The sequence below is a fragment of the Pseudomonas sp. Fl4BN1 genome (assembly GCF_009908285.1).
Lineage (GTDB): Bacteria > Pseudomonadota > Gammaproteobacteria > Pseudomonadales > Pseudomonadaceae > Aquipseudomonas.
In genome coordinates this window covers 1-25,239 of record NZ_JAAARM010000022.1, presented here as the reverse complement: position 1 = coordinate 25,239, position 25,239 = coordinate 1, and the positions used below count along the sequence as shown (strand labels likewise).

The 25,239-nt window shown below is 63.5% G+C and carries 21 protein-coding genes; 11 read left to right on the top strand and 10 right to left on the bottom strand.

Features of this window, described 5'->3' with window-relative positions; translation table 11 throughout:
- Window positions 1-16: 16 nt before the first annotated feature.
- Window positions 17-1,309, bottom strand: coding sequence for a pyoverdine-tailoring periplasmic protein PvdN (gene pvdN / locus GV818_RS22505; protein WP_161777560.1), 1,293 nt, complete (start codon window positions 1,307-1,309; stop codon window positions 17-19).
- Window positions 1,310-1,342: 33 nt separating this feature from the next.
- Window positions 1,343-2,692, bottom strand: coding sequence for a pyoverdine-tailoring dipeptidase-like protein PvdM (pvdM, locus tag GV818_RS22500; protein ID WP_161777558.1), 1,350 nt, complete (start codon window positions 2,690-2,692; stop codon window positions 1,343-1,345).
- A gap of 174 nt (window positions 2,693-2,866) precedes the next feature.
- Between pvdM and pvdP the strand changes: the two genes are divergently transcribed.
- Window positions 2,867-4,498, top strand: a complete 1,632-nt coding sequence (gene pvdP / locus GV818_RS22495) for a pyoverdine maturation tyrosinase PvdP (protein WP_161759014.1) — start codon at window positions 2,867-2,869, stop codon at window positions 4,496-4,498.
- A 51-nt stretch (window positions 4,499-4,549) separates the two neighbouring features.
- Here pvdP and GV818_RS22490 read toward each other — a convergent pair whose 3' ends face one another.
- The 5 genes from GV818_RS22490 to GV818_RS22470 all read right to left on the bottom strand — a co-directional run bounded on the left by GV818_RS22490 (window position 4,550) and on the right by GV818_RS22470 (window position 10,111).
- Window positions 4,550-4,987 carry an SMI1/KNR4 family protein gene (locus GV818_RS22490; protein ID WP_161759013.1) on the bottom strand — a complete coding sequence of 146 codons (438 nt, stop codon included), beginning with the start codon at window positions 4,985-4,987 and terminating at the stop codon, window positions 4,550-4,552.
- Window positions 4,988-5,121: 134 nt separating this feature from the next.
- The gene (locus GV818_RS22485; RefSeq protein ID WP_161777556.1) at window positions 5,122-5,460 is read right to left on the bottom strand and encodes a DUF7668 domain-containing protein; all 339 of its coding nucleotides are present in this window, start codon (window positions 5,458-5,460) and stop codon (window positions 5,122-5,124) included.
- A gap of 75 nt (window positions 5,461-5,535) precedes the next feature.
- On the bottom strand, window positions 5,536-6,957 hold the full coding sequence (locus tag GV818_RS22480; RefSeq protein ID WP_161777554.1) for an efflux transporter outer membrane subunit: 1,422 nt from the start codon (window positions 6,955-6,957) through the stop codon (window positions 5,536-5,538).
- Between the two features lie 7 nt (window positions 6,958-6,964).
- Window positions 6,965-8,938 (bottom strand): MacB family efflux pump subunit, encoded by a 1,974-nt coding sequence (locus GV818_RS22475; RefSeq protein ID WP_161759010.1) that lies wholly within the window; start codon window positions 8,936-8,938, stop codon window positions 6,965-6,967.
- Window positions 8,939-10,111 (bottom strand): efflux RND transporter periplasmic adaptor subunit, encoded by a 1,173-nt coding sequence (locus tag GV818_RS22470; protein ID WP_161777552.1) that lies wholly within the window; start codon window positions 10,109-10,111, stop codon window positions 8,939-8,941. It abuts the gene before it with no gap.
- Between the two features lie 327 nt (window positions 10,112-10,438).
- Between GV818_RS22470 and GV818_RS22465 the strand changes: the two genes are divergently transcribed.
- The 5 genes from GV818_RS22465 (at window position 10,439) to GV818_RS22445 (ending at window position 17,613) form a co-directional block, all read left to right on the top strand.
- On the top strand, window positions 10,439-10,921 hold the full coding sequence (locus tag GV818_RS22465) for a sigma-70 family RNA polymerase sigma factor (RefSeq protein WP_161759008.1): 483 nt from the start codon (window positions 10,439-10,441) through the stop codon (window positions 10,919-10,921).
- Between the two features lie 135 nt (window positions 10,922-11,056).
- A complete protein-coding gene (locus GV818_RS22460) occupies window positions 11,057-12,394 on the top strand; it encodes a lysine N(6)-hydroxylase/L-ornithine N(5)-oxygenase family protein (protein WP_161777550.1) in 1,338 nt (445 codons plus the stop codon).
- 707 nt (window positions 12,395-13,101) lie between these two features.
- On the top strand, window positions 13,102-15,867 hold the full coding sequence (gene mgtA, locus GV818_RS22455; protein ID WP_161759006.1) for a magnesium-translocating P-type ATPase: 2,766 nt from the start codon (window positions 13,102-13,104) through the stop codon (window positions 15,865-15,867).
- Between the two features lie 171 nt (window positions 15,868-16,038).
- On the top strand, window positions 16,039-16,755 hold the full coding sequence (locus GV818_RS22450; RefSeq protein ID WP_161759005.1) for an MgtC/SapB family protein: 717 nt from the start codon (window positions 16,039-16,041) through the stop codon (window positions 16,753-16,755).
- A gap of 405 nt (window positions 16,756-17,160) precedes the next feature.
- A complete protein-coding gene (locus GV818_RS22445) occupies window positions 17,161-17,613 on the top strand; it encodes a response regulator (protein WP_161759004.1) in 453 nt (150 codons plus the stop codon).
- Between the two features lie 72 nt (window positions 17,614-17,685).
- Here GV818_RS22445 and dkgB read toward each other — a convergent pair whose 3' ends face one another.
- Both dkgB and GV818_RS22435 read right to left on the bottom strand, forming a co-directional pair.
- Window positions 17,686-18,489 (bottom strand): 2,5-didehydrogluconate reductase DkgB, encoded by an 804-nt coding sequence (dkgB, locus tag GV818_RS22440; protein WP_161759003.1) that lies wholly within the window; start codon window positions 18,487-18,489, stop codon window positions 17,686-17,688.
- 196 nt (window positions 18,490-18,685) lie between these two features.
- On the bottom strand, window positions 18,686-19,594 hold the full coding sequence (locus tag GV818_RS22435) for a LysR family transcriptional regulator (protein ID WP_161759063.1): 909 nt from the start codon (window positions 19,592-19,594) through the stop codon (window positions 18,686-18,688).
- A 96-nt stretch (window positions 19,595-19,690) separates the two neighbouring features.
- Here GV818_RS22435 and GV818_RS22430 point away from each other — a divergent pair, with 96 nt between their 5' ends.
- The 4 genes from GV818_RS22430 (at window position 19,691) to GV818_RS22415 (ending at window position 23,594) form a co-directional block, all read left to right on the top strand.
- The gene (locus tag GV818_RS22430) at window positions 19,691-20,566 is read left to right on the top strand and encodes a pirin family protein (protein ID WP_161759002.1); all 876 of its coding nucleotides are present in this window, start codon (window positions 19,691-19,693) and stop codon (window positions 20,564-20,566) included.
- Between the two features lie 145 nt (window positions 20,567-20,711).
- Window positions 20,712-21,338, top strand: coding sequence for an isochorismate family cysteine hydrolase YcaC (gene ycaC / locus GV818_RS22425; protein ID WP_161777548.1), 627 nt, complete (start codon window positions 20,712-20,714; stop codon window positions 21,336-21,338).
- Between the two features lie 246 nt (window positions 21,339-21,584).
- Window positions 21,585-23,027, top strand: a complete 1,443-nt coding sequence (locus GV818_RS22420) for a mechanosensitive ion channel family protein (protein WP_161777546.1) — start codon at window positions 21,585-21,587, stop codon at window positions 23,025-23,027.
- Window positions 23,028-23,153: 126 nt separating this feature from the next.
- Window positions 23,154-23,594 carry a carboxymuconolactone decarboxylase family protein gene (locus GV818_RS22415; protein WP_161777544.1) on the top strand — a complete coding sequence of 147 codons (441 nt, stop codon included), beginning with the start codon at window positions 23,154-23,156 and terminating at the stop codon, window positions 23,592-23,594.
- A gap of 12 nt (window positions 23,595-23,606) precedes the next feature.
- Here GV818_RS22415 and GV818_RS22410 read toward each other — a convergent pair whose 3' ends face one another.
- Entirely contained in the window at window positions 23,607-24,371 is a 765-nt protein-coding gene (locus tag GV818_RS22410; RefSeq protein WP_161777542.1) for an AraC family transcriptional regulator, read from the bottom strand.
- A 100-nt stretch (window positions 24,372-24,471) separates the two neighbouring features.
- On the opposite strand from GV818_RS22410, the gene GV818_RS22405 reads away from it, so the two are divergent.
- A partial coding sequence (locus GV818_RS22405; protein ID WP_161777541.1) for an MFS transporter occupies window positions 24,472-25,239 on the top strand: 768 nt, incomplete at its 3' end.

The following is a 25,239-nucleotide window of genomic DNA, read 5'->3' as shown; positions in this document are numbered from 1 at the left end:
GCGGCTGCCTGCGCGGTCAGAGTCTTTTGCTCAGCAGGGCCATGAAGCGTTCGATTTCGTCTTCGTTGTTCAGCAGGCCCGGCGCGGTGCGCACCACCGGGCCGACATCGCGGTCCACGGCATCGGCCACCACCCGGTTGTGCATCAGGTAGGCCGCCACCTGGTCGCAGTTCTGCCCCTTGACCCGGAAGAAGGTGAAGCCCGCCGACAGCTCGGGGCTGGGCGGAGTCACCAGCTCGATGTTCGAGTGCGCCTGCAGGCGTTGCTTGAGTTCGCTGTTGAGCTGGTGGATGCGCGCCTGGACCTTGGCCTTGCCCAGTTGCAGGTGCAGCTTGAAGGCTTCGTCCAGGGCCCAGCGGTGCTCGAAGGCGTGATAGCCGCCAGGGGTCATGGAGGTGGCGAAGCTGTGGTCTTCGGAGAAGGTCGGGATGGTCGGCGTCAGGTCCTTGAGCTGTTCGGAGCGAGCGCAGATGATCCCGGTGCCGCGCGGGCCGAACATCCATTTGTGGGTGCCGGCAATGAAGTAGTCGCAGTGCATGTCGGGGAAGTCCAGGTTGTCCACGCCGAAGCCGTGCACACCGTCGACCACGTAGAGGATCCGGTCCTTCTCGTCACGGTTGCGGTTGAGTTCCGCCACCAGCTTGCCGATCTCGCCGATGGGCAGTTTCACTCCGCTGCCGGACTGCACCCAGGTCATGCCCAGCACCCGGGTGTTGGGGCGAATGCTGCGCTTGATCGCCCCCAGCACTTCGTCCACCGAGACCCGGTTGGGGTTCTCGAACAGCTTGATCTTGCGCACCTGGGTGCCTTGCTTCGCGACGCGGAAGTTCAGGCTGTATTCGGTGGCGTAGTGTTCATGCTCGGTGGTGAGGATTTCCTGATCCGGGCGCACGTGCAAGCCGCCGTAGATCATCGCCAGGCCCTCGCTGGTGCTGCCGGTGAGGGCAATCTGCCCGGGCTTGGCCTGCAGGTAACGGCCCGCCCAGTCGCGCACTTGCGCCTCGCGCTTCCAGGTTTCCTGCAGGTCCCAGTCCATGGCCAGGCCCGGGTTGCGATCGATGCGCGCGCGGTGCATTTCAATGGCATCGCGCACCGGCTTGGGGTGCGAGGTCACCAGGAAATTGGAGAAGTGGATGTAGTCCGGGTCCTGGTTGAACAATTGGCGAAACGCCGGCCAGGAGTCCGTGGCAGCAGCCTGCGGCGCTGTGCCGTTGGCTGCCAGTGCCTGGCTGTTGAGGGCGGCGGCGCCCAGGGGCAGGCCTGCAACGAGGACGCCGGCCTGCTTGAGAAAACTACGACGATCAGTCATGAATGCATTTCGCTCCTGGGCAGTGAAGGAAGGTCAGCGCTGGGTCACGGGCTTGGAGGATTTTTGCACCTGCTCCCAGACCCGCAGGAAGTTGCCACCCCAGAGCTTGGCGATATCGGCTTCGCTGTAGCCGCGGGTCAGCAGTTCGGCAGTGACGTTGCGGCCCTCGCTGACATCCTTCCAGCCATCGATGCCGCCACCGTCGTTGAAGTCCGAGCTGATGCCGACGTGGTCGATGCCGATCTTCTTCACCGCGTAGTCGATGGCGTCGCCGTAGTCCTTGAGGGTGGCCTTGGGCTCTTTCTCGACGATGCCGTACAACGCACCGGCGTACTCGCCGAAGCGCTGCTCGGGCCACACGGTGATGATCGCGTCGCCGGGCATCAGGGCCATTTCCAGGCCGGTCAGCGGTTGCAGGTCAAAGCGCGTGCGCAGGGCGTTGAGCTTGTCGCGGCTGGTCTGGCTCAAGGGGCGGATATAGGTGGCGAAGCCGACGATCTGCACCACGCCGCCGCTGTCCTTGATCAGCTGCATTTCCTTGTCGCTGAGATTGCGCGGGATATCCACCAGGGCCCGGGGCGCCGAGTGCGAGGCCACGAAGGGCGCCCGGCTGAGCTGGCTGACCTGCTCCAGGGCCTTGGTCGACATCTGCGACACGTCGATGATGACCCCCAGGTCATTGAGGCGGTGTACCGCCTGCTTGCCGAGGTCGGACAGGCCGCCGAGGGCGTCCGGGGTGTCGTTGAAAAATGGCAGCGGACGCGACGAGTCGGACCAGGCGTTGTTGCCCACATAGCTGAAGCCGAACATGCGCATGCCGCGGTTTGCCCAGAAGTCCAGCTGGTTGAGGTCGGTGCCCAGGGGGTAGGCGTTGAGCATGCTGAGGAACACCGCGAACTTGCCTTCGCCATTCAGGCGCCTGAAATCGTCCGGGGTGTAGGCGATGGCCACCTGGTTGGGGAAGTCGCGGACCATGCCGGTGATGATTTTGTAGCGCGCTTCCTGTTCGTTGCGGGCGGCGTCGACAAAACCCGCCGTGGGGCGGTGCGGAGCGTTCGGGCCGTTCCAGATTTCCGGCCAGCCGAAAATCGTCAGTGCGGCACCGGACAGGCGTCCGCGGCCGGCCTTGGCCAGGTCGAACTGGCCCGAGCCGTCCTTGTCGGCTTCGTTGCCGGCGCTGCCAAAGTCCAGGGGCACGGTGACGTGGCTGTCGAAGGAGAGGAGGCGCTCTTGCAGTTCTTCGGCCTGCTTCATCACCTTGATCGGGTAGCCGGGGTTGTTCCTGAAGCCGTAGTCCCAGGCCAGAAAGCCCGCGCCGGCGGTCAGCGCCAGGGCCAGCGGCAGGCCGATGTAAAGAGCCTTTTTCGAACGTGGTTTGGTCATTGCCATCTCAGTCGCAGTTGCGGTCAAAGTGCAGGCACAGGGGGCCTTTGCTATCTGGGAAGAACGAGCGACGCAGCGGAAAATTTAAGCGCGCTGCGGCAACGGTAAATTTCTTCCTGCAACATACGTTCTAGCTTGGATAAAGCCTGCTTCAGGGCTGACACAGGTAGGGCAATGACGATTTCTCGACGAGGGTTCATGGCGGGCTTGGCGCTGACCGGCGCTGCAGTGCCAGCAGCGTTTTATGTGCATCGCAAGTTGACGCGTGAGGAAGAGTTTCCGATCACTCCGGGCGAGGCCACGGTGGATCTGGCGGACACCGCCGGGCAGCAGCTGGCGGACCAGTTGCGGGGCATCTGGAGTATTCGTTTCCTGGGGCGTGATGCCGGCCTGGAGGGCCTGCCCCGGCAAGGCCTGGAGCTGTTCATCGACATCGCCCAGCGTGGCCGTGGCCTGCGTGGTTATCTGGACACCCCCCAGGGGTTGCGTGCCGCGGCAGCCCCGCGTTATCAGATCATCGGCGACCTGGTCAGCCCGAAACCGGCGCAGATGTACTGGCGGCTGATCAGCAGCGCCGCGCCGGACGGGGTTGCCGCCTATGAGTTCAAACTGACCCTGGACGAGGTCTGGGCCGATTTTGGCAACGCCGGCAGCGGTACCCTGAGCGGCAGTGTGCAACGCCTGGACCGGCCTTTGGGGCTGGCGGAACTGGACAATCGGTTTGTCGCCACCAAGCAGCGCTTTCCTGAAGCACGGGAGCGGATCGGCCTCAATCCGACCCTGCAGGCCTGGCTGATTTCCCCCGAGCACCGGTTGTTCCACCAGCTCTGGCACGCCACCCGGGACAAGTGGCACCGGCTCTCCGAAGAGAAGCGCGATGCCTTGCGCGGTATTGGCTGGCAACCCGGCCCGCGCGGTCAGGAGCGTGATGCTCGTGGGCTGAAGAAAGACCGCAACGGTTCCGGTATCGACTTCTTCTTCATGCACCGGCACATGCTGGGTACGGCGCGCTCCATGCAAGACCTGCCGTCCTGGGCGCATTTTCCCATGCCTGCACCGGAGCTGCAGCGCGACCGCCTGGGTTTTGCCCGTTACTTCGATAACCACGACGGCGGCTCGCTGCCGCCAACCTGGCTGGCCCACGGCGATGACGAATACAGCCAGTGGGTCAGCGATATCAAGGCGGGCGAGACCTACCACAGCAACTTTGAAGTCTGGGAGTCCCAGTACCGTGACCCGCGCTACCTGGCGAAGCTGACCCTGGGGCAATTCGGTTCGGAAATCGAACTGGGCCTGCACGACTGGCTGCACATGCGCTGGGCTTCAGTGCCCCGTGATCCTTCCAGCGGCGCGCCGGTGCCCCTGGCCCGGGATCCGGCAGATTTCGCTGCGCGCTGGTACCAGCCGGAAAACGATTTTCTCGGTGACCCGTTCTCGTCCCATGTGAGCCCGGTGTTCTGGCGTTTCCATGGCTGGATCGACGATCGCCTGGAAGATTGGTTCCGCGCCCACGAGCGCTTTCATCCCGGTGAACTCAAGCGCCAGGAAGTCAACGGCGTGCCCTGGTTCGCCCCGGGGCGTTGGGTCGAGGCGGGCGACCCCTGGCTGGGCCCGCTGACCCATGGTTGCAGCACCATTCCCGGTTTGCAGATGGGCAAGACGGTGGAGATGGACCCGGAAACCATGAAGCTGGCGCTGCGCATCACCTTTATCGATGACGAGAAGCAGCTGGCCGATCTGTTCCGCAAAGTGCCGCGTCGACCCTGGTATGCGCGGCATTTGAAGCTCAGGGAGCGGCTGCTGTAGCCACGTCGGACCTGCCACTGCCTGTGGGGCTGAAGACCGCGGGCAGGACCTTCAGTTGGACAGGGCAACCTCGGCTAGAAAGCTCAACAGGTTGCGGTATCCGGTTTCCTGCCACTCTGCGCTCGCGTGATCGAAACAGAAGATCTCTGCCCGGCATTGGTGGTTTTCTATCTTGAAACCGTAGAAATCGCCGCAGCCGTTTTCCGAAAACAACAGATGGTCCTGGGCAATCACCGGGTGTGCCCGATTGATGCGGGGCAGATTCAAGTCGCTGGCTTCATCCAGCGAATAGACGATTCCCAGTGCAAAGTAGCCGCCGCCAAATGCCTTGAGAAACTGCCTGTAGTCGCCAGGAAGTTGCAGCCCCCACGCTTGTTCAAATCCACTGATGTCGTCTTCGCTGGCGCAGCGGTCCGCAGGCAATGCAAACCAGATTGGCTGGTCGCATTTGCGCTTGGCCAGCAGTTGTTTGAAGTCGCTGTCGTTCATGGCTCGGTGCTCTTGAGGCGTTGGATAATCAGCAGTGTCAGGATTTCACTGGCAGCGTGCCGCTTCAGCAGTGCTTGCGCGCATCCACTGCGGTAGCTTGCGGCTTGTTGTTGGTCACGGCTTCAGGGGGGGGCTCAGAGTACCCGAAGGTCGGTCATTTGCAGCCTTGATCCGCGCGGATCCACGAGCAGTTCCAGAGACAGGGTCAGATCGCTGATTCCTTCCTCTTCGGTCCACAAGGGGATATCCAATGCCCAGCCGGAGCCGTCGCGGTATTCATGGAGGTCGACATTTTGCAGAAAGGGGGTAGGTGGCAGGAGCAGTCTTTTCCCATACTCGTCAATTCGCTGCGCGACATCCTGTGCGGCCAGTCTGCCAAGCCACTGGTTCGCTGAAAGCTTGTCGAAGTCGGCGCAGGACAATGCCTCGATCAGTTCAAGAATTTCCAGTTCGAAGCGCTCGCTGATGGGCAATTCGGTCTTCCAGGTTTAGGGGTGAGTGCTCGGCATAGTACGGGTTGGCGCCAGGAAGACCTACCGGTCATGAGCCTATAGCGGCCTGTGTGCCGGAGTATTATCGGGTTCCTGCCAGCCACCCCCCAGGGCTTTGTACAGGGCAATGCTCGACTGCAATCGCGATAACCGCAGTTGCACGTTCTGGTCCTGGGCCGCGTACAGGGTGCGCTGGGTTTCCAGCACGCTCAGCAGGTCTTCGGCGCCGGACTGGTAGCGGCTCTGGGCGATCTCGAAGGCCCGTTGCGCCTGGTTCAGCTCTTCACCCTGCCACTGCCGTTGCAGGTCCAGCCCGCGAATGCTGGTGAGGGCTTTCTCCACATCGGCAAAACCGTTGATGACCGCCCCGCGATAGGTTTCCAGCAGTTCCTCCTGGCGCGCCGTGGCCTGGTCGCGCTGGGCGCCCAGGCGGCCGTTGTTGAAGATCGGCGCCACCAGGCCGGAGGTGAGGCTGTAGAAGGGGTTGCGTAACACGTCCCCCAGCTTGTCCGCACCCGAGCCGAGGTTGGCGGTCAGGGTCAGGGTTGGCAGCATCGCCGCTCGCGCTACGCTGACATCGGCCTGGGCTGCGGCCAGCCGGGCCTCGGCGCTGGCGATGTCGGGACGCCGAAGCAGCAGGTCGCTGGGCACCCCAGCGTCGATGCTCGGCCAGTTCAACTGGGCGAAGGGCTGGTCGTTCAGGGTCAGGCTTTGTACTGGCCGTCCCAGCAGTGCGGCGAGGGTAATCAGGGTCTCTTCGGCCTGTTGCCGCACCTGTGGTACTTGGCGCTGCTGGGCGGCGACCAGGCTTTTTTGCTGGGCCAGTTCCAAGGCCGTGGCCGAGCCCGAGTCGTAGCGGGTCTGTACCAGTTGCAGGACATGCTGCGCATTGGCCAGGTTGAGTTCGGCGATCCGGCTCTGCTCTCGCAGCGACAGGACCTGGGCATAGCTGTTGGCCACGCCGCTGAGCAGGGTCAGCTCCACCGTCGACTGGTCGAATGCGCTGGCCTGGAGCCCTAGCACGGCGCTGTCGCGGGCGGCGCGGCGGCCGCCCCAGAAGTCCACTTCATAGGTGGCGCTGAGGCCGACATTGAAGTAGTCCACGGTCTTGTTGTTGCTGTTGGCGTCCAGTTGGCTGTAGCCGTTGCTGCGCAGGAGCTTTTGGCGGCTGGCGTTGAAGGTGCCGCTGACTTCCGGCAGCAGCGGCGCACCGGCAATAATCGCCGTGGCCTGGGCCTGGCGCACCCGGGCCATGGCGGCTGCCAGGTCGTGGCTGCCGTTGCGGGCTTCGGCGATCAGGCGGTCCAGCTCCGGGCTGCCGAACCGGGCCCACCAGCGCGGGTCCTGTTGCCGGTCGCTGTGGCTGGCGGGTGAATGCCAGGCTGGCGGTGCTTGCAGGCCGCTGTCCGGGCGCGGCTGGGGGCTGCTGCAGGCCGCTAGCATGACGCCGGCGGCCAGGAGGGTCAGGTGCACTTTCATAGATCGATCATTCACTGGTAAGGGCCGTGACCGGGTCGAGCCGGGCAGCCTTGCGGGCGGGCATGAAGCCGAAGATGACGCCGGTGACCAGGGCACAGGCAAAGGCCCCGGCCACTGCGATCAGGGAGAAGGCCACGGCTACTTCGCTGAGGATCAGCACGCCACCGATGAGCAGCGCCAGGGCGATGCCGGTCAGGCCGCCGACCACCGAGAGCATCACCGCTTCGGTGAGGAACTGGCGCAGGATGTCGCGCTGGCGGGCACCGGTGGCCATACGGATACCGATCTCGCGGGTGCGTTCGCGCACGGTCATGAGCATGATGTTCATCACCCCGATACCGCCCACCAGCAGCGAGATCGCGGCAATCGCGCCGAGCATCAGTGACAGGGTGTTCTGGGTCCGGGCCTCGGCCTGGATCATTGCCGCATTGTTGGTCAGCTGGTAATCGCGCTTGCCGTTGTGCAGGTGCAGCATCAGCTCATCGATGGCCTGTTCGGCTTCCTTGACCTTGCTCGCGTCGGCGGCGGCGATGGCCACGTATTCGGGGTTGCGGCTGCCAAACAGGCGGGTGCTGGCGGCGGAGTAGGGCACGGCGATGCGGTCGTCGCTGTCCTGGTCACCGGAGCTGGCGCCCTTGCCAATCAGTACGCCCACCACCTGGAAGGGCACGTTCTCGATCAGGATGTATTGGCCGATGGGATTGGCGACGTCGTGCAGGAGCTTTTCCCGGACTTTGCGGCCGATCACCGCCACGGCCGCCGCCGAGTGTTCGTCGGCATCGCTGAAATAGCTGCCCTCGACCACTGGCCAGTTGAAAATGTGCGGAAAGTTGGTGTCGTTGCCGCCGACGTAGGCCATGTAGTCGCGGTTGCCGTAGCGCACACCGGCTTCGGCGCCATTGACCGGCATGATGCGCTTGACCTGGGGCAGGGCGGCCACGGCGGCGACCTCGTCCAGGGTAATGATGCCCATGGGCGCACGCGGGTTGGGCGAGTGTCCGCTCAGGTAAATGATGTTCGAGCCAAAGGCTCCCATCTGCGCCATCACCTGGCGCTTGCTGCCTTCGCCCACCGCCAGCATCACCACCACCGAGGCCACGCCGATGACGATCCCCAGCAGGGTCAGGGCGGTGCGGAAGCGGTTGATCCACATCACCCGCCAGGCGGCCTGTATCGCTTCCAGCAGTTCGCCTTTCCAGGCCCCGCTGGCTTCGCTGCCATCTACCAGGCGCTGACGCAGGTCCACGGCTTGCAGGGCGCCGCTGTTGGCGCTGGTTTGCACCGACGGATCGTGGTCGGCGGTGTCGCTGATGATCTCGCCGTCGCGGATCTCGATGATGCGCTTGGCCCGGGCTGCGACTTCGCGGTCGTGGGTGATCAGGATCACCACGTGGCCCTGGCTGGCCAACTCGTCCAGCAGGGTCATGACCTCGGCGCCGCTGTGGCTGTCGAGGGCACCGGTGGGTTCGTCGGCGAGGATGATATGGCCGCCGTTCATCAGCGCGCGGGCGATGGACACCCGCTGTTGCTGGCCACCGGACAGCTGGTGCGGGCGGTTGCCGGTTCGGTCGCTCAGGCCCAGGCGCTCCAGCAGAGCGGCGGCGCGGGCGTGGCGCTCGGCGGGTGGGGTGCCGGCGTAGATGGCCGGCATTTCGACGTTTTCCTGGGCCGAGGCCGAGGGAATCAGGTGGTAGCCCTGGAACACGAACCCGAAGGCCTCGCGGCGCAGCCAGGCCAGTTCGTCGCTGTCCAGTTGGGCGACGTTTTCCCCGGCGAACAGGTAGTCGCCGGAAGTGGGGCGGTCGAGGCAGCCGAGAATGTTCATCAGGGTCGACTTGCCGGAGCCCGAGGCGCCAACAATGGCGACGAATTCGCCGGCGTGGATCGACAGGTCGATACCGCGCAGCACATCGACTTGCGGGGTATCGCCACCACCGTAGGACTTACGGATGTTCCTGAGGTCGATCAGCGGAGTCTGCATTCAACCCCCGCTGCTGTTGGCCGGGCCGATCAACAGGTGATCGCCTTCGCTCAGCCCGTCCAGTACCTGGATGCGCAGGCGATCGCTGATGCCGACCCGCACTTCGCGTTCATCGATCGAGCCGTTCTTGGCCACTACCCGGGCGACCTGCCGGTCCGCCGTGGTGCTGCCCTGCAGGGCGGCGATGGGCGCGGTGAGGACGTTTTTCGCCTGGCTGGCAACGAAGAACACCTGGGTGGTCATTTGTGCCATCAGCGCGTTGTCGGCGTTGTCCACGTCCAGCAGCACGGTGTAGAGCACCACCCGGCCGCTGCCGCTCTTGCTGGTGCTGGCGGGGCTGCCACCGCCCTGGCTGGTTTCATTCAGGGGCTTGGGCGGGATCGGCAGGATTTGCCGCACGGTGCTGGTCCAGCGCCGACTGCCACCGCTCAAGGTGGTGAAATAGGCGCTCATGCCGGGTTTGACGTGGCCAATGTCGGCTTCGGAAACCTCGGCCCAGACGGTCATCGGCGAGAGCTTGGCGATGCGCAGGATCAGCGGCGTTTGTTGCTGGGCGTTGAGGGTCTGGCCTTCACGGGCGTCCACCGCCACCACGGTGCCGGACATCGGCGCGTAGATGCGCGTGTAGCCCAGTTCCGCCTGGTCGCTGCGCAGGCTGGCCTGGGCCTGGCGGATCTGGGCCTTGAACATGTCGATCCGCGCGTGGGTGGCCTTGAGCTCGGCCTGGGCGGCCTGTACGTCTTCTTCGCGGGTGGCGCCACCGGCGGCGAGGTTCTGCTGGCGCTGGTATTTTTGCCGCGCCAGCTGGTTCTGCGCGTGCTGCTCCTGCAGCTGGGCCTGCAGGTTCTCGATGGAGAAGCGGCTGGCGTCGAGTTTTGCCTGCTGGGTGGCTGGGTCGATTTCCACCAGTAACTGGCCTTCCTTCACCGTGTCGCCGGCTTCCACGTGGATCTTGCGGATCTGCCCGGAGGCCTGGGCACCCACATCCACATAGCGCCGCGGTTGCAGGGTGCCCAGGGCGGTGACGCTGCTTTCGATATCGCCTCGGCTGACTTGCACGGTGGCGAACTGATTGCGATCGGGAGGAATGAGTTTCCAGGCCGTAATGGCCACAACGGGGAGCAGACACAGTGCGACAAGCAGGGCGCGTCGGGTGGGTCGAGGACGTTTCATGCAGGGTTCCGGCCAGGGGATATCGGCCCGTCACCGCCGCCGGGTCACGTGAGGTACGCCAGGCTTGCGACTGCCGCGGGAGCGGCAGAGACGGGGAGCTGTCAGGTAAACGAGATGACGCGGGGTGAATTTAAGTGTCGACACATGGCGTTACAGCTGTCGAAACATTGAAAATAAACCCTGCGCGACACTGCGGTACTTTAAATCTATATGAGAATTACTATAAATTACGCTGCGGTTCTAAACTGCCATCATTGAATCATCGGGCGTAACCGGCCATCGCCGGTCTTGCTCAAGGACAGAATCGCCCTGTGGCGGTCGGGAGCCATGTTGGAAAGTTACTATCGCGAGCTGATGGGCTTCCTCAATGCCAAGCTGGGCAATCGCCAGGTGGCCGAGGATGTGGTGCACGACGCGTATGTGCGGGTGCTGGAGCGCTCCAGCGCTACGCCGATCGAGCAGCCGCGAGCGTTTCTTTATCGCACGGTCCTGAACCTGGTGATCGATGACCATCGGCGCAACGCCTTGCGCCAGTCCGAGCCCCTTGAGGTGCTGGACAACGAAGAACGCTATTTCAATCCGTCGCCGCACACCTCTCTTGATCAGGGCCAGCGCCTGGAAATGCTCCAGCGGGCATTGGCCGAGCTGCCTCGGCTGTGCCGCGAGAGTTTCCTGCTGCGCAAGCTCGAAGGCCTGTCCCATCCGCAGATTGCCGAGCAACTGGGGATTTCCCGCAGCCTGGTGGAAAAACACATCGTCAACGCGATGAAACACTGCCGGGTTCGACTCCGTCAGTGGGACAGCCACTGAGTCTTATTTCGTTAAATTTTTTTTCATTGTCCTCGTCCCTACTCAACAGACGATCTGCTGTGCTGCACGGGCCAGTCGGGTCACCGAGACACTTTATCCCCCGCGTTGAGGCGGTTTATCCAGAGGACACTGGAAATGACACAGGCAATTGCATCGGCCAACGTTCACGATTTGATCGGTATCGGTTTCGGCCCCTCGAACCTGGCGCTGGCCATTGCGCTGGAGGAGCGCGGGCAGGAGCACGGTCCGCTGGACGCGCTGTTCCTCGACAAGCAGGCCGACTATCGCTGGCACGGCAACACCCTGGTGACCCAGAGCGAACTGCAAATCTCCTTCCTCAAGGACTTGGTGACCCTGCGCAACCCCACCAGCCCCTATTCCTTCGTCAACTACCTGAAACACCACGGGCGCCTGGTGGACTTCATCAACCTGGGCACCTTCTATCCTTGCCGCATGGAGTTCAACGACTACCTGCGCTGGGTGGCCGGGCATTTCCAGGAACACAGCCGCTACGGTGAAGAAGTGCTGGGCATCGAGCCGGTGCTGCACAACCAGCAGGTCGAAGCCCTGCGAGTGATTTCCCGCGACGCCCAGGGCACCGAGTTCGTGCGCACCGCCCGTTCGGTGGTGGTCAGCGCCGGCGGCACCGCACGGGTTCCGGAGACGTTCAAGGGGCTCAAGGACGATCCACGGGTATTCCACCACTCCCAGTACCTGGAGCGCATGGCCACCCAGCCGTGTGTCAACGGCAAGGCGATGAACATCGCGATCATCGGTGGCGGGCAAAGCGCTGCCGAGGCCTTCATCGACCTTAACGACAGTTTCCCTTCGGTACAGGCCGACATCATCATGCGCGGCTCGGCGCTCAAGCCTGCCGATGACAGCCCGTTCGTCAACGAAGTGTTCTCCCCGGCCTTTACCGACCGGGTGTTCCAGCACAACGGCAGCGAGCGCGAGCGCCTGGTCAGCGAATACCAGAACACCAACTACTCGGTGGTGGACATCGACCTGATCGAGCGCATCTACGGGATCTTCTACCGGCAGAAGGTGTCGGGCATTCCACGTCACACCTTCCGCACCATGACCACGGTGGAAAAGGCCACGGCCACGGACCTGGGCATCGAGTTGATCCTGCGCAACAGCGCCAGCGGCGAGCGCGAAGTGCGTCACTACGACGCGGTGATCCTGGCCACCGGTTACGAGCGGCAGATGCATCGCCAGTTGCTGGCACCGCTGCAAGCCTACCTGGGTGATTTCGAAGTGGACCGCAACTACCGCCTGTTGACCGATGAACGCTGCAAGGCGGGGGTCTACCTGCAGGGCTTCAGTCAGGCCAGCCATGGCCTGAGCGATACCTTGCTGTCGGTGCTGGCGATCCGCGCGCAAGAGATCGCCGACTCGCTGTACGAGCACGGCAAGACCCGCGGCCAGAGCCGCTCGGTGCGTGACATGCTGCTGGCTACCGCCAGCTGATGCGCTGCTAGGCGCCGCTTGCCGGTGAAGGAGGCTCTTGCGGGCCGCTTCGCCGGCAGTCCAGTACCTGTACAAGCGGCTGGGGCGAGCATTCCTGAACCTCGGCTGAAGAAGTTTTCAATTCCCCCCGGCCGGGGTTTTTCAGCGGTTTACTCTGCAAATAGTGCGGCGTAAGCTGCGCGCGTTTTCAATCAGTGGAGACCCAGTGTGGGTACTTGTTCGAGTGACAGGAGTCAGCCGGTTTTCATAGCCGGCGCAGTCTCGGCAAGATAACGCGCAGCCTTTTCCTGCCGTTGTCTCGCCGTCCAGCGAGATGCGGCATCCCGATCGCGAGCTTTACGGTTCGCCTCCCGACGTCACTTCTTGATGACTCTCAATTGCCTGCGATCCGGCTTTGCGCCGCGTCGTGGCTGCACCGATGCGCGGCTCTTGCGACCCGCGTGCCAGGCTGGCCGGGAGGATTCATCGCCTTCAGCAGCCCCGGCCGTACCTGCCTGCGGATTTCCCAGCGCCGTCCATCCGGGGGAACAGCCATGGGTTACATCAGCCTGCGTCACCATCGCCAGCAACATCGTCCATCACTGACGGTGCGATTGCTTCGGGCGTAAGCCCAGCCCTGTCCTGCTGTCTCTCCACCCCGCCTGTTTCGTTGCAACGCTGGTGCCCCTTGAGCCATTGCTCGGGGCGCCAGTGCAGGAGTCATCACCATGAAGCTCAGCTTGTTGAAAGAGTTCTTTGCCGGCTTTCTGCGGACCCGGCATTTCGCCCGGCACTTCCGCCGCCTGGCCCTGTTGGAAAGTTTCAGTGATGCCAGTGTCAGCCGCGATGTGCCGCCCACCCTGGCACAGACCCTGGTGGCTGCGGCCAACAGCGACGCCGCGCACATGCTGGACCAGCTTGGCAGCCACACCGATGGCTTGAGCACCCAGGAAGCCGAAGCCCAGCGTGAGCGCTACGGCCTCAACGAAGTCGAGCATGAGCAGGCGCTGCCCTGGTGGACTCACCTGTGGCACTGCTACAAGAACCCCTTCAACCTGCTGCTGACCCTGTTGGCGCTGATCTCCTGGTTGACCGAGGACATGAAGGCCGCCACGGTGATTTTCTCCATGGTGGTGCTCTCGACCCTGCTGCGCTTCTGGCAGGAGGCCAAGTCGAACAAGGCCGCCGACGCGCTCAAGGCCATGGTCAGCAACACGGCCACGGTGATGCGCCGGGACACGCCGCCGCAGGAGGCACCGATGCTCGGGCGCCTGCTGGGCGCGGCTGCCGAGGCCAAGGGCGCGCAGCGCATCGAACTGCCGATCAAGGAACTGGTGCCCGGTGACCTGATCGTGCTCTCGGCCGGCGACATGATTCCCGCCGATTGCCGGGTGCTCAGCGCCAAGGATCTGTTCGTCAGCCAGGCGGCCATGACCGGTGAATCCATGCCGGTGGAGAAGTTTGCGCGCCAGCAGGACAGTGACACCAGCAACCCCCTGGACCTGGACAACATTCTGTTCATGGGCACCAACGTGGTTTCCGGTGCCGCCACGGCGGTGATCCTGACCACCGGCAACAGCACCTATTTCGGCACCCTGGCATTGCGTGTGAGCGCCACCGACCGCACGCCGACCTCATTCCAGAGCGGCGTCAACAAGGTCAGCTGGCTGCTCATCCGCTTCATGTTCGTCATGGCCCCGCTGGTGTTGTTCATCAACGGTTTCACCAAGGGCGACTGGATGGAGGCGCTGCTGTTCGCGCTGTCGGTCGCCGTCGGCCTGACCCCGGAAATGCTGCCGATGATCGTCACCTCGACCCTGGCCAAGGGCGCGGTGTTCCTGTCGCGCAAGAAGGTCATCGTCAAGCGCCTGGACGCGATCCAGAACTTCGGTGCCATGGACGTGCTGTGCACCGACAAGACCGGCACCCTGACCCAGGACAAGATCTTTCTCGCGCGGCACGTGGACGTCTGGGGCGAGGACTCCGATGACGTGTTAGAGATGGCCTACCTCAACAGCTACTACCAGACCGGGCTGAAGAACCTACTGGACGTGGCGGTACTGGAACACGTGGAAGTGCACCGTGAGTTGAAGGTCGGCACGGCGTTCCAGAAGGTCGACGAGATCCCCTTCGACTTCAACCGCCGACGCATGTCGGTGGTGGTGGCGGAACAGGAGCGTCCGCACCTGCTGATCTGCAAGGGCGCGGTGGAAGAAGTGCTGGCGGTGTGTCGCAACGTGCGCCACGGCGAAGCCGAAGAGGCCCTCACCGAAACCCTGCTGGCGCGGATTCGCCAGGTCACCGCCGACCTCAACGAAGAGGGCCTGCGGGTGGTGGCGGTGGCCGCGCGGCCGATGATCGAGGGCCGTGATACCTACAGCCTGGCGGACGAGCACGAGTTGACCCTGATCGGCTACGTGGCGTTCCTCGATCCTCCCAAGGAAAGTACCGCGCCGGCGCTCAAGGCCCTGGCCGAGCATGGCGTGGCGGTCAAGGTGCTGACCGGCGACAACGAGTTGGTCACCGCGAAGATCTGCCGTGAAGTGGGCCTGGAGCAGCAAGGGCTACTGATGGGCAATGACATCGAGCGCATGAGCGATGAGCAACTGGCCAAGGCGGTGGAAACCACCAACGTCTTCGCCAAGCTGACCCCGACCCACAAGGAACGCATCGTCCGCTTGCTCAAGGCCAACGGCCACGTGGTGGGTTTCATGGGCGACGGGATCAACGACGCGCCGGCACTGCGCACCGCTGACATCGGCATTTCCGTGGACAGTGCGGTGGACATCGCCAAGGAAGCGGCGGACATCATCCTCCTGGAAAAAAGCCTGATGGTGCTGGAGGAGGGCGTGCTGGAAGGGCGCCGGACCTTCGCCAACATGCTCAAGTACATCAAGATGACCGCCAGTTCGAACTTCGGCAACGTGTTCTCGGTGCTGGTGGCCAGTGCCTTTATCCCGTTCCTGCCGATGCTGCCGATGCACCTGCTGGTGCAGAACCTGCTGTACGACATTTCGCAGATCGCCATTCCCTTCGACAACGTCGATGACGAGATGCTGAAGAAGCCCCAGCGCTGGCAGCCGGCGGATGTGGGGCGTTTCATGGTGTTCTTCGGGCCCATCAGCTCGATCTTCGACATCGCCACCTTTGCCTTGATGTGGTACGTGTTCGATGCCAATACCCCGGACCACCAGACCCTGTTCCAGTCCGGCTGGTTCGTGGTGGGGCTGCTGACCCAGACCCTGATCGTACACATGATCCGCACGCCGAAGATTCCGTTCCTGCAGAGCCGTGCGGCCACGCCGTTGCTGGTGATGACCGGGATCATCATGGCGGTGGGGATCTTCCTGCCGATGGGCCCGCTGGCGCACTACTTCAAGCTGCAGGCGCTGCCCTCGCTGTACTTCGTGTTCCTGCCGTTCATCCTGCTGGCCTACATGGCCCTGACCCAGGCAGTGAAGGGCTACTACGTGCGGCGTTTCGGCTGGCAGTAATGCTGTCCTGTAGGAGCCAGCTTGCTGGCGAAGGCGTCCTGACGGGCCTCTTCGCTGGCAAGCCAGCTCCTACGCAAGCCGCCAGGTAACGCGTGGTTCGACAGACCTTCATAGACCGCTGCTAGAGTCCTCGGGTGCCATTTATGCCATCCCGCTCAAGGACCCGTCCCCATGCAAGCCATCCACAACATCAACCTGGACTCGTTGGTCGACACCCTGGTCAGCCTCAGCGCGGCTTTTATCCTCGGTGGCCTGATCGGCTTCGAGCGCCAGTACCGGCAGCGCACCGCCGGCCTGCGCACCAACGTGCTGGTGGCAGTGGGGGCGGCGATCTTCGTCGACATGGCCAACCGCCTTGGCGGTGCCGACGGTGCGGTACGCGTGGTGGCCTATGTGGTCTCGGGCATCGGTTTTCTCGGCGCCGGGGTGATCATGCGCGAGGAGGGCAATGTCCGTGGCCTGAACACCGCCGCAACCCTCTGGGCTTCGGCGGCGGTGGGGGCCTGCGCCGGTGCCGACCTGATCCTCGAGGCACTGCTGGGGACCTTGTTCGTCCTGGCGGCCAATACCTTGCTGCGGCCCATCGTCAACAACATCAACCGCCAGCCCCTGGACGTGATCTCCGCCGAGGTCACCAACATCGTCTATGTGATTGCCCATCGCTCGAAACAGAAAGCCGTGTTTGCGTTGCTGGAAGCCGAACTGGAGCGCAGCAACTACCCGGCCAGCGACGTCGACGTGCATGCCTTTGGCAATGAGGACGTGGAGATCGAGGCGACCCTGGCCACCACCTCGGTGGACGGCGACGAGCTGGATGCGCTGGTGGCTCGGTTATCTGCTTCGGCGCTGGTGCAGCAGGCTTTCTGGAGCCCGAGCACCACCGAATGACGGCGTGTGCTGGCGAGGGAGTTGTTGCGGTATCGCCAACTTCGAGCGCTGCCGTCAGCACCTTGGCCCAGGCTCAGGGTAAAACAAGCCCTTTGTGCCCGCTCCTGTAGGACGTGATAAGCCTCGCGTGGGAAAGAGCTTGTGCTACGACGAGAGCTTTCTCGCCTGCTCCCCTCTGCTAAAAACCATGCGTGACAATTAAGATAGGGCAGTGTTTTGCGGCTGACTTAGAGACATTACTGAGAGCACTAGCTGATGAGTCCGAAAAATGGGCTGCCAGGCTTACCGTGTTTAGAATTTCAGAATAATCCTACAGAAAACCCATGAGCACTTCCCTAGCCTTCTACCGATCTAGGAGGATAAGACTGGTATTCACCGGTCCGTCTCATTTGCAGGATCAGGAACATGCCCAATAGAGCGCTGCGTATATTGATTGCCGATGATCAGCATTTTCACCGGATGCAGATTGAGAGAACGCTGAACCAACTGAGTTATTACCGAGTGGCTCCCGTGCATCGGCTGGAAGAGCTGCTGACCTTGGTGGAATACGCTTGCGACCCATTCGACCTGTTGATCATCAACGGCGGCTTGGCCACTCACAGCGGTTTTGACCTGCTGGCTTTCTGCTTGGACAACCCGCAGATCGATCACGCACTGATCTACGGCAACCAGCGTTTCCCAGAGATCCCCAGTAGCCGCCGGCACAAGGTCCAGTGCAGTCGCGCCGAGTCGCTGGACAGTGAGGCCGTCAAGCGCCTGATGCTGTTCATCGATCCACCGCAGTTCAAGGCCCCCAGGCCAGGTATCCAATGGCTACCCGACCTGCCGCAGGGCAACTGGAGTGCCAGCGCCAGTTGAACGTCCCGCGCACTCTTTAAAACGGCATCCCTCGAGGGTGCCGTTGTGCTTTCTGTCTCAGTCAATCACCACTCAGTCCCACTGCGGCGCAATACCCGCGGGGCTGGTCAGGCGCTGGCCGCGCTCCAGGCTGGCGATACGTTGCAGGTCGTCGGCCCCCAGGGTCAGGTTGCAGGCCAGCAGGTTGCCTTGCAGGTTGGCGCGGCGGGTCGAGGAGGGGATCACCGCGTAGCCCGATTGCATGGCCCAGGCCAGCACCACCTGGGCCGGCGTGGCCTGGTGGGCCTTGGCGATCTGGGCGATCAGCGGGTCCTTCAGCACTTCGCCGTAGGCCAGGGTCATGTAGGAAGTGATGTGGATGCCCTGGCTGCGGGCGAACTCCACCACCTTGCGGTTTTGCAGATAGGGATGCAGCTCGACCTGATGGCTGGCGATCTGCTCGGCGCCGACGGCATCGATCGCTTCCTGTAACAGCGCATTGGTGAAGTTGGACACCCCGATCTGCCGGGTCAGGCCCTGGGCCTTGGCCTCCAGCAAGGCTTGCATGAACTCTGCCACGGGCACCTGGTTGTCCGGCGACGGCCAGTGGATCAGGGTCAGGTCCAGGTAGTCGGTGCGCAGCTTGCGCAGACTGTCCTTGAGGCTGGGGATCAAGCGCTCGCGGGAAAAGTTGGCGACCCAGATCTTGCTGGTGATGAACAGTTCTTCACGGGGGATCGCGCTGTCGGCGATGGCCTGGCCGACATCGGCTTCGTTGTCGTAGATCTGCGCGGTGTCGATGGCGCGATAGCCCAGTTCAAGGGCCGTGCTCAACGAGTCGATGAGTACCTGGCCCTGCAGGCGAAAAGTGCCGAGGCCAAAGGCGGGTACAGACATGGATAACTCCGGACATTGCAGTGGGAATGGCCCGCAGTATCCGCGCCCGATCGTTGCAGAAAAACCGTCGTTGGCACAAAGGAATATTGCTTCCCGGTCACGAATCTTCCTGCCTGTTAAGCGCGCAGAGGCTAGTCGACTTCCGGGTTTGGCGAGGGCCTGGGTGAGCCCTCCAAGCCCTGGTATGTCGCGGCCCTCAAGCCATGTCGCTGTGATTGAATTCCTCGCCCAGGAAATCGATCAGGCTGCGCACCGACGGCAGCAGGCCACGGCGCGAGGGGAAGATGGCATGCACGATCCCGCAGCGCGGCGCCCAGCCGGGCACCAGTTCTCGCAGGCGTCCCGCCTCCAGGTCTTCGCGCACCACCACTTTGGGCAGATGCGCGATGCCGATGCCTGCCAGCACCGCGTGGCGCAAGGCGAGCAGGTCGTCGGTGACCATGCGCGGGCGATGACGGATCTGCGCTTCGGCCCCGTCGGGGCCCAGCAGTTGCCACTGGTACTCGCGCTGCGCCGCTCCCCAGTGCAGGCTCGGCAGGCCGCTGAGATCGGCCGCCGAAGCGGGGCTCGACAGGCGCTGCAGAAAGTCTGGATGCCCCACCAGGCACTGGGTGCTGTTGCCCAGCACTTTCATCACCAGGTCGGTGCTTTCCAGGGGCGGAAAACGCACCCGCAGGGCAATGTCGAAGCCTTCGTGGATCAGGTCGACCCGGCGGTTGGTGCTCTCGATGAACAGTTCCACCAAGGGGTACTTGAGCATGAAGCGGGTGAGCATCGGCCCGACCCAGGAGTTGAGCAGGGCCGTGGGGCAGGCCACCCGCACCAGGCCCTGGGGTTCGGAGCGGTTGCGCTCGATGACTTCCGCCGCGCCCTCGGCTTCCACCCGCATGGCCAGGCAGCGCTGGTAATACGCCTGGCCGATCTCGGTCAGCGAACAGTGCCGGCTGGTGCGCTGGATCAGGCGCACGCCGAGGCGTTCCTCGAGCTGGGAAATCCGTCGGCTGAGCTTGGACTTGGGCATGTCCAGGGCCCGCCCGGCAGCGGCAAACCCTCGGTGTTCCACCACCTGGGTGAAGTAGTAGAGGGTGTTCAGGTCTTCCAAGATCGTTCTCCAAATAGAACGCTAAGGGCGATTTTTGCAGTCTAGCGCAGCAAAGGTGTGAGATTTAAGGTGGTCCATCAGAAAGTTCTGGAGGACGACATGAAAAACATCATCGGCATCTACACCAGTCCACGGCCCCATTGGGTGGGCGACGGCTTCCCGGTACGCACCCTGTTTTCCTACGACAACCTGGGCCAGCACATCAGCCCGTTCTTGCTGCTGGATCACGCCGGCCCCGCACAGTTCAGCCCTACCAGTGCCCGCCGCGGGGTTGGCCAGCATCCGCACCGCGGTTTTGAAACCGTGACCATCGTCTACGACGGTGAAGTGGAACACCGTGACTCCACCGGCAGCGGCGGCAAGATTGGCCCCGGCGATGTGCAGTGGATGACTGCGGCCTCGGGGATTCTCCACGAGGAGTTTCATTCCGCCGACTTCGCCCGGCGTGGCGGCAACCTGGAAATGGTCCAGTTGTGGGTCAACCTGCCGGCCCGGGACAAGCTTGCGGCCCCCGGTTACCAGACGATTGTCGCGGCCGAGATTCCGCAGATCCCGTTGCCGGGCAATGCCGGCAACCTGCGCCTGATCGCCGGTGAGTTCGCCGGCCAGCAAGGACCGGCCCAGACCTTCACCCCGATCGATGTATGGGACATCCGCCTGCACGCCGGCAAGCACCTGGACCTGGAGCTGCACGCGGGTCGTAACACAGCGTTGGTAGTGTTGCGCGGCACCGTGCAGGTCAATGGTCTGGAGCCGGTGCGTGAAGGCCAGCTGGCGTTGCTGGCCAGGGACGGTGAGCGCATCAGCCTGGAAGCCAACAACGACGCGATTGTGCTGTTGCTCAGCGGCGAGCCTATCGACGAGCCCATCGTCGGCCATGGCCCGTTCGTGATGAACAGCGAAGAGGAGATTCATCAGGCTTTCGTCGATTTTCAATCGGGACGTTTTGGCCGGATGGACGCCGCCGATCACTGATCGGCAGCGCTGGCGCGACGCGTTTGGGCAACTAGGCTCTGCGAGTCGCGCGCTACACCTTGGCGCCTGCCGTTACGGCGGCGGTGCGTGCAACGGATTTCACTCAAGCCGGGTTCCGGCATCGATCATTAGCGAGGACTTCACCATGACTAACGCCTACAAACGTCTCGACAAGGATAACGCTGCCGTTCTGCTGGTTGACCACCAGGCCGGCCTGCTGTCGCTGGTCCGCGATATCGAGCCCGACCGCTTCAAGAACAACGTGCTGGCGCTGGCCGACCTGGCCAAGTACTTCAAGCTGCCGACCATCCTCACCACCAGTTTTGAAACCGGCCCCAACGGCCCGTTGGTGCCGGAGCTCAAGGCCCTGTTCCCCGACGCTCCGTACATCGCCCGCCCCGGCCAGATCAATGCCTGGGACAACGAAGACTTCGTCAAGGCGATCAAGGCCACCGGCAAGAAGCAGTTGATCATTGCCGGGGTGGTCACCGAAGTCTGCGTGGCGTTCCCGGCGTTGTCGGCCCTGGAAGAAGGTTTTGAAGTGTTCGTGGTCACCGATGCTTCCGGCACCTTCAACGCACTGACCCGCGACTCGGCCTGGAACCGCATGTCCAATGCCGGCGCCCAACTGATGACCTGGTTCGGCCTGGCGTGCGAGCTGCACCGCGACTGGCGCAACGACATCGAGGGCCTGGGCACGCTGTTCTCCAACCACATCCCTGACTATCGCAACCTGATGACCAGCTACAACACCCTGACCCAGGGCAAGTGACTCCCCTGGCGGCGCCAATCGGCGCCGCCACTTTGCTGTCGTTTGCCCTGGGTCCTGGCCACTCGGGTCCAAGGGCGTGCGGGCTGCTCGGGCGGCTGTGGCCTGACGCGGGGCTGGCCGAATCCGACCTGGATTTGCGGCGACGACAAACACCCTGGCCAGGCTCCGGCGTTGGTCTTTTCCAGCTATACCTGCTCCTGCATCTTTTGTGCGATCTTGCCGTCTTCGTCCTGCCGGAGCTTCTTGATGTTCGCCCTGTTCGCCAATCACCCGCTGTTGGCCGCACTGTTCCTGTTGCTCCTGGATGTCGTGCTCTGGCGCCTGATCGGCGGTCGCGGCGAGCACTGGAAACTGGCGGTGCGGGTACTGATTTTTTCTCTCTACAGCCTGATGCTGTTCAACCAGGGCATGAACCCCATGCAGCCTGCGCCCTGGCCAGACGATGTGCCCCTGCATCTGGCGGCTACGGGATTGCAGATCGGCTGGTGGCTGTTTGGCGCGCGGACCCTGACGGTGCTCCTGGGCACCCTGATGATGCAGCGGGTCGGGCACACCGGGCGACTGCTGCAAGACTTGATGGGCGCGCTGATCTTCCTGATCGCGATCATTGCCGCCCTGGCCTATGTGCTGGACCTGCCGGTCAAGGGCGTGCTGGCCACCTCCGGAGCCCTGGCGATCATTGTCGGCCTGGCGCTGCAAAGCACCCTCAGCGACCTGTTCTCGGGCATCGTGCTCAATACCACCAAGCCGTATCAGATCGATGACTGGATCGCCATCGACGGCACCGAAGGCAAGGTGGTGGACATCGACTGGCGCGCGACCCGCTTGCAGACCTCCCAGGGCAGCATGGTGGTGATCCCCAATTCCCTGGCGTCCAAGGCCAAGATCACCAATTTCAGCCGGCCCAGGGACCTGTACGGGATTGCCGTGAGCTTGCAGCTCAGCCCCCACGCGCGCCCGCAGAAAGTCATCGAGGCGCTGGAGCGGGCGATGCTCGGCTGTCGGTTCCTGTTGAGTGTCCCAGCCCCCAGCGTGGCCCTGAAAAGCTCCGGCAGCAGTGGCGTCGAGTATGAGATCAGCGGTTTCGTCGCGCAGATGGGGCACAAGCGCGAGGTGCGCAACCAGCTGTTCGACCTGGCGTTCCGGCATCTGCAGGCCAGCGGCATCAGCCTGCTGTCCACGGGCGAGGCGACGCAGTCGACGAACCTGTCGCGACCCAGGGCGTTGCTGGACCGCTCGAGCATCTTTTCCACCTTGCGCCAGGAGGAGAAGGACACCTTCAGCCAGAACATGCAGCTGCAAACCTTCCGTGCTGGCGAAACCATCCTGCCCGCAGGCGAGGTCAGCGATCACCTGTTCATCATCGAGTCCGGCGTGGTGACGGTCAGCATGCAACGCGACGGCAAACCCTTCGAAGCCGGGCGCATGGGCCCGGGCGAAGTGATTGGCGAAGCGGGCCTGGTGGCCGAGCAGGCCACCGTGGCGGAGTTCTCGGCGAAGACGTTCTGCAGTCTGTACCGCATCGACAACGAGTTCCTCAAACTTTGCCTGGATGCCCGCCACGACATCGGCGACGCGATGAAGACCCTGCTGGATTTCCGCCAGCACATTGCCTTGAGCCTGGCCCAGTCCTCACCCAAGCCAGTGGCCAAGAAGGGCTTTATGCAATGGCTGCGCAGCCGCACCTGATCCGTGCCCTCGCCGCCGGCGGCAGCGGCTGCATTGGTCTATTGAAGTTCTGCGGGATTGGTCATTGGTCAGCGCACGGCCGGGACGTAAGGTGGCAGCATCTCGACTGATTCCGGAGCTTGAACCTTGCAACCTCGTCTCGATTTCTATACCGCCTCCCCAGAGGCCCTGAAAGCCATGATCGCCCTGGAAACTGCGGTATCCAGGCTGCCCCTGGAAAAATCCCTGGTCGAACTGGTCAAGCTGCGGGCGTCCCAGATCAATGGCTGCGCCTTCTGTGTCGACCTGCACAGCCTCGATGCCCTCAAGCACGGGGAAACCGAGCGCCGCCTGTTTGCTGTAGCGGTGTGGCGCGAGAGCCCGTTCTTCACCCCGCGCGAACGTGCGGCCCTGGCCTGGACCGAAGCCCTGACCCGGCTCAGCGAAACCCATGCGCCGGATGCCGATTATGAATGGTTGACCAGCCAGTTCAGCGCCAGTGAATGCGTCGACCTGAGCATGGCGATCTCCACCATCAACAGCTGGAACCGCCTGGCGGTGGGCTTTCGCAAACTGCCTCAGGACTGAAGCCGGCGCCCGTTACTTGAAGTAGGCGCGCGGCGTGGTGCCGGTCATGGCCTTGAAAAAGGCGATGAAGATGCTGTCGCTGGCAAAGCCCAGTGCGAAGGCGCTGTAGCCGATGCTGCGGCCGGTGGACAGCAACTCGATGGCACGCATCAGTCGCCACTGTTGGCGCCACTGCTGATAGCCGAGGCCGGTTTCGCGCTGGAAAATCCGGCCGATGGTGCGGCTGCTGGCGCCGACCCGGGTGGCCAGTACCTGCAATTCTGGCGGCAGCTGCTGCAGGTCTTCCAGCAGGGGTTGCAGACGTTTGTCCCGGGGCAGCGGCAGGGACAATGGCTGCTGCACGGCCTCGCGGATTTCTTCCAGGCACAGCCCCAGCAAATGGGGGTAGCGGCCCTGGCTCCAGTCGCTGTCGAATGGCGCCAGGGCCATGGGTTCCAGCACGGCGCGCAGCAGCGGGCTGACGTCGATCACCGCCACCTGCTGCGGCAGGCTCGCCGACAGTTCGGCGCTGAAGTACAGCGAGCGGTAGTCCACGTTCTGTTGCATCTGCGCCCGATGCCGGACCTGGGAAGGGATCCACGCCGCGCGTGACGGCGGCAACAGGCACAGGCGATCGGCCAGGGTGATGCGGGTGCAGCCCTGGCGGGTATAGAGCAATTGCCCGCGGCGGTGCTGGTGTAGACCTGAGTCGTGGTCGCCCAGGGTCGCGGCGATACCGATCACCGGTACCTGGAAGCTGTCGGGATCAAAACGTGCCTGAGCGTCGAGCCATGCCATGCTTGTCCGATTTCCACTGTTAGTTGGCAGGGTTGCGATAATACGCCACGAGCAGGTGCCTAGAATCGCCGGCATCGTTTTTTTGCCGAGTGTGTAGCTGATGAAATCCCATCCCTTGTTGCTGTTGGCCATGGCCCTGCTGATGTTTCCGCAGCTCGCCCAGACCCTCTACAGCCCGGCCCTGGTGGATGTTGGCCGGGCGTTTGGGGTGACCCCGGAGCAGGCCGCCCAGAGCCTGTCGGTGCTGGTGTTTGGCTTCGCCCCCGGGGTCGTGCTCTGGGGCTGGCTGAGTGACCGCTGGGGCCGGCGCCCGGCGCTGCTGGGAGGGTTGGCGCTGTATGCCTTGGCGACGCTGCTGGCGTTGGGGGCGAATAGTTTTGCCGGTTTTTTGCTGGCCCAGGCCCTGGCGGCGCTCGGGGTCGCGGCGGCGTCGGTGGTGACCCAGACCCTGTTGCGGGACTTGTTCAAGGGGCAGGCGTTGATCCGGGTGTTTTCCCTGGTGGGCATGGTCCTGGCGGCCAGCCCGGCCATTGGCTTGTGCGCCGGGGCTGGCCTCAGCCGGGCCTGGGGCTATTCGGGCGCATTGGCGGGCTTGCTGGTGCTGGCCCTGTTGCTGTTGGGCTGGTGCGTCCGTGCGTTGCCGGAAACCCGCCCGGCGTTGCAGGTTCCGGCGCCTCTGGGGGCGACCCTGAAGCAGATGCTCGGGGATCGTGGGATCTGGTGTTCGGCGCTGTTGGTGGCGTTGTTCAATGTTGCCCTGCTCAGTTACTACAGCCTGGGCCCTTTCCTGTTCCGCAGCCTGGGGCAGGGCGAGGCCTGGTTCGGCTACAGCGGCGCCTTGCTGGCCCTGGGCTCCGGTTTCGGCGCC

Excerpts from the sequence above, each read along its gene's own strand:
- GV818_RS22420 (WP_161777546.1), top strand. The coding sequence starts at position 21,585 with ATGTTCGCCCTGTTCGCCAATCACCCGCTGTTGGCCGCACTGTTCCTG.
- GV818_RS22450 (WP_161759005.1), top strand. The coding sequence starts at position 16,039 with ATGCAAGCCATCCACAACATCAACCTGGACTCGTTGGTCGACACCCTG.
- GV818_RS22465 (WP_161759008.1), top strand. The coding sequence starts at position 10,439 with ATGTTGGAAAGTTACTATCGCGAGCTGATGGGCTTCCTCAATGCCAAG.
- GV818_RS22410 (WP_161777542.1), bottom strand. The coding sequence starts at position 24,371 with ATGGCATGGCTCGACGCTCAGGCACGTTTTGATCCCGACAGCTTCCAG.
- GV818_RS22475 (WP_161759010.1), bottom strand. The coding sequence starts at position 8,938 with ATGCAGACTCCGCTGATCGACCTCAGGAACATCCGTAAGTCCTACGGT.
- pvdN (WP_161777560.1), bottom strand. The coding sequence starts at position 1,309 with ATGACTGATCGTCGTAGTTTTCTCAAGCAGGCCGGCGTCCTCGTTGCA.
- mgtA (WP_161759006.1), top strand. The coding sequence starts at position 13,102 with ATGAAGCTCAGCTTGTTGAAAGAGTTCTTTGCCGGCTTTCTGCGGACC.
- GV818_RS22470 (WP_161777552.1), bottom strand. The coding sequence starts at position 10,111 with ATGAAACGTCCTCGACCCACCCGACGCGCCCTGCTTGTCGCACTGTGT.
- GV818_RS22490 (WP_161759013.1), bottom strand. The coding sequence starts at position 4,987 with ATGAACGACAGCGACTTCAAACAACTGCTGGCCAAGCGCAAATGCGAC.
- pvdP (WP_161759014.1), top strand. The coding sequence starts at position 2,867 with ATGACGATTTCTCGACGAGGGTTCATGGCGGGCTTGGCGCTGACCGGC.
- pvdM (WP_161777558.1), bottom strand. The coding sequence starts at position 2,692 with ATGACCAAACCACGTTCGAAAAAGGCTCTTTACATCGGCCTGCCGCTG.
- GV818_RS22460 (WP_161777550.1), top strand. The coding sequence starts at position 11,057 with ATGACACAGGCAATTGCATCGGCCAACGTTCACGATTTGATCGGTATC.
- GV818_RS22430 (WP_161759002.1), top strand. The coding sequence starts at position 19,691 with ATGAAAAACATCATCGGCATCTACACCAGTCCACGGCCCCATTGGGTG.
- GV818_RS22480 (WP_161777554.1), bottom strand. The coding sequence starts at position 6,957 with ATGAAAGTGCACCTGACCCTCCTGGCCGCCGGCGTCATGCTAGCGGCC.
- dkgB (WP_161759003.1), bottom strand. The coding sequence starts at position 18,489 with ATGTCTGTACCCGCCTTTGGCCTCGGCACTTTTCGCCTGCAGGGCCAG.
- ycaC (WP_161777548.1), top strand. The coding sequence starts at position 20,712 with ATGACTAACGCCTACAAACGTCTCGACAAGGATAACGCTGCCGTTCTG.
- GV818_RS22445 (WP_161759004.1), top strand. The coding sequence starts at position 17,161 with ATGCCCAATAGAGCGCTGCGTATATTGATTGCCGATGATCAGCATTTT.